At 73.8% G+C, this 3,533-nt stretch carries 1 protein-coding gene; it reads right to left on the bottom strand.

Annotated elements, in window-relative coordinates; genetic code table 11:
* The coding region (locus ACF07S_RS33395; protein WP_391975918.1) for a type I polyketide synthase at nt 1-3,533 on the bottom strand (3,533 nt) is incomplete at both ends.

Raw genomic sequence — 3,533 nt, 5'->3', positions numbered from 1 at the left:
TCGCAGACGTCGTCCAGGGCGGTGGCGAAGTCGGGGTCCGTCGTGTAGAGGTCCCGGCCCATGCCGGGGTGCTGGGCGCCCTGGCCGGTGAAGAGGAGGGTGAGGCGGGGGTGGGGGTGGGTGGTGCCCTGGATGGCGTCGAGGGTGTGGAGTTTGGTGCGGAGTTCGGTGGGGGTGCGGCCGATGACGACGGCGCGGTGTTTGAAGTGGGTGCGGGTGGTGGCCAGGCAGTGGGCGATGTCCAGCGGGTCGGCGTCGGTGTGCTGGAGCCATGAGTCCAGGCGGGTGGCCTGGGCGTGCAGGGCGGCGGGGGTGTGGCCGGACAGGGGCCAGGCGATGACGGGCGGTGCTTGAGTCCGCGCGGGTGCCTGCGGGGCAGAGGGGGGCTCCTCGATCACGACGTGGGCGTTGGTGCCGCTGACGCCGAAGGCGGAGATGCCGGCGCGGCGTGGCCGGTCGGGGTCGGCGGGCCAGGGCTGGGCGTCGGTGAGGAGCTGGAGGGAGCCGGAGGCCCAGTCGACCTGGGAGGTGGGCGCATCCGCATGCAGGGTGCGCGGCAGGGTGCCGTGGTGCATGGCGTGGGCCATCTTGATGATCCCGGCGACACCGGCGGCGGCCTGGGTGTGGCCGATGTTGGACTTCAACGACCCGAGCCAGACCGGAGTTTGCCGCTCGGGGTGTCCGTAGGTGGCCAGCAGGGCCTCGGCTTCGATGGGGTCGCCGAGGGGGGTGCCGGTGCCGTGGGCTTCGACGGCGTCGACGTCGTCGGGGGTGAGGCCGGCGTCGGCCAGGGCCTCCCGGATGACCTTCTGCTGGGCGGGTCCGCTGGGTGCGGTGAGGCCGTTGCTGGCGCCGTCCTGGTTGACGGCGGTGCCGCGTACGACGGCCAGGACGCGGTGGCCGAGCCGCTCGGCGTCCGACAACCGCTCCACCAGCAGCACCCCGACGCCCTCGGCCCACGCGGTGCCGTCGGCGGTGTCGGCGAAGGGTTTGCAGCGGCCGTCGGGCGCCAGCCCGCGCTGGCGGGAGAACTCGACGAAGACGGTGGGGGCGGCCATGACGGTCGTCCCCCCGGCAAAGGCCAGGTCGCATTCGCCCCGGCGCAGGGACTGCACCGCCAGGTGCAGTGCCACCAGGGACGACGAGCACGCGGTGTCCACGGTGAGCGCGGGTCCTTGCAGGCCCAGCGTGTACGCCACCCGACCCGACATGACGCTCGCCAGCGTGCCGGTGAGGAGATGACCGCCGTACTTGTCGGCGGCCTCGTGCGACTGAGTCCCGTATTCCTGCTGGGAAGCCCCGGTGAAGACGCCGGTGCGGGTGGCGCGCAGGGTGTGGGGGGCGATCCCGGCGTCTTCGAGGGCTTCCCAGGAGGTCTCGAGCAGGAGGCGTTGCTGGGGGTCCATGGCGGTGGCTTCGCGGGGGCTGATGCCGAAGAACTCGGGGTCGAACTGGGCCGCGTCGTGCAGGAAGCCGCCGTGGCGGACGTAGGTCTTGCCGGGTGTGCTCGGGTCGGGGTCGTACAGGCCGTCCAGGTCCCAGCCGCGGTCGGCCGGGAACGCGGAGATGGCGTCGGTCCCGGAGGCGACCAGCTCCCACAGGTCGTCGGGCGTGGCCACGCCGCCGGGATAGCGGCAGGCCATGCCCACCACCGCGATCGGCTCGTTCGGGGCGACGACGGTCCGAGCGCCGGCGTCCCCGTGGCAAGCCGCGGCGGGCGGCTCGGCCCCGAACAACTTCTCGCCGAAGTACTCGGCCACAGCGGCCGGAGTCGGATGGTCGAACAACAGGGTGTTGCTCAGGCGCAGTCCCGTGGCGGAGGCCAGCCGGTTGCGCAGTTCCACGAGGGTGAGGGAGTCGAACCCCCCTGCCCGGAACGCCGTTTCCGCGTCGACGGCCGTGACCGAGCCGTGCCGAAGCACCGAGGCGGCCTCCGTACGCACCAGATCCAGCAGATGACGCTGCCGCTCGGCCGCCGAGAGCTGCGGCGACAACCAGACGGGCACGTCCTCCGGTGAGCCGTCGGCACCGGACACGGCGACCGCACGCGCCGCCGGGATCCTGCCGAACAGCGGCAGCTGGGAGCGGCGGGGTGCCGAGGACGACAGGAAGGTCTCCCAGTCCACGTCGGCGACGAGCAGGGCGGTCTCGTCGGTGCGGACCGCCTGCTCCAGCAGGTCGAGCGCCTGTTCCGGCTCCAGTACGTCGATGCCGTCCCGTGCGAAGGATTTCGCCCCGTCGCCGGCCGCCATCCCGGAACCGGCCCACGGGCCCCAGGCGATCGACGTGGCGCGCCGTCCCCGCGCCCGCCGCCTGTGGGCGAGCGCGTCGAGGGCCGCGTTGGCCGCCGCGTACGTGGCCTGCCCACCGTTGCCCCACACCCCGACGATCGAGGAGAAGAGCACGAAGGCGTCCAGGTCGAGGTCGGCGGTCAGTTCGTCCAGGTGCCGGGCGGCGGTGGCCTTGGCCCGCAGCACCGCGTCGATGCGCTCGGGGGTGAGTCCGTCGAGCACCCCGTCGTCGAGCACCCCGGCCGCGTGCAGCACAGCCGTCAGCGGGCGGTGCTCCGGGACCGTGGCGAGCAGGGAGGCGAGCGCGTCGCGGTCGGCGGCGTCACAGGCCGCGACGGTGACCTCGGCGCCGAGCGCGGTGAGCTCGTCGACCAGCTCGCCCGCACCACTGCTCCCACGACGTCCGGCCAGGAGCAGATGCGGCGCTCCGGCCAGGGCGAGCCTGCGCGCGACCTGAGCACCGAGCGCCCCCGTGCCGCCGGTGATGAGCACGGTCCCGGAAGGAGCCCAGTCGTGCCGCGCGGGCCGGCCGGGCGCGGGAACCACACGACGGACGAAGACACCGGAGGCCCGTACCGCGACCTGGTTGTCCGGGGCGTTCGAGACGAGCACCCGGGCGAGCCCGCGCAGCGCGGCCGGAGCGGCATCGGCGGGCAGATCCACCAGGCCGCCCCAGCGGCCGGCGAGTTCCAGACCGGCGACCTGGCCCAGCCCCCACAGCTGTGCCCCCTCGACGGACGGTGCCTCGCCGGCCTGCGCCGCCACCGCACCGCGCGTGGCGATCCACAGGGGGGCGTCCGGTCCGGCGTCGCCCAGGGCCTGGAGCAGAGCGACGGCCTCGGCAAGACCGGGCTCCGCAGGCGCGAGCCACAGAACCCGCCCGCATGGCTCGGCCCCCTCACAGGCAGCCCGGAGCAGCCCGGCGACAGCCTCCCGCCCGGCGGACGCCGGTATTTCGAGACGCTGGACGGCAGCCCCATGGACGGCGAGTTCCTCTTCGACGCCGACGAGGATTCCGGCGTCCGTCGGATCGTTCCTGCCGAGGAGCAGCCAGCGCTCCGCCGAGGGCACGGAGTAGTCCTCCGGCGCGGCCTCCCACGCGACGCGATAACGCAGCCGATCGGTCTCCGACGGACCACTGACCTCGGCGGCCCTGACCGGATCCAGCCAGTAGCGGTCGCGTTGGAAGGGGTAGGTGGGCAGGTCGAGGTGGGGGGTTTGGGTGGTGGTGGGGTGGAGGGT

This window comes from Streptomyces sp. NPDC016640, from assembly GCF_043076215.1.
Taxonomy (GTDB): Bacteria; Actinomycetota; Actinomycetes; order Streptomycetales; family Streptomycetaceae; genus Streptomyces.
The sequence above is the reverse complement of the archived record's forward strand: the minus strand, read 5'-3'. Positions and strand labels throughout refer to the sequence as shown.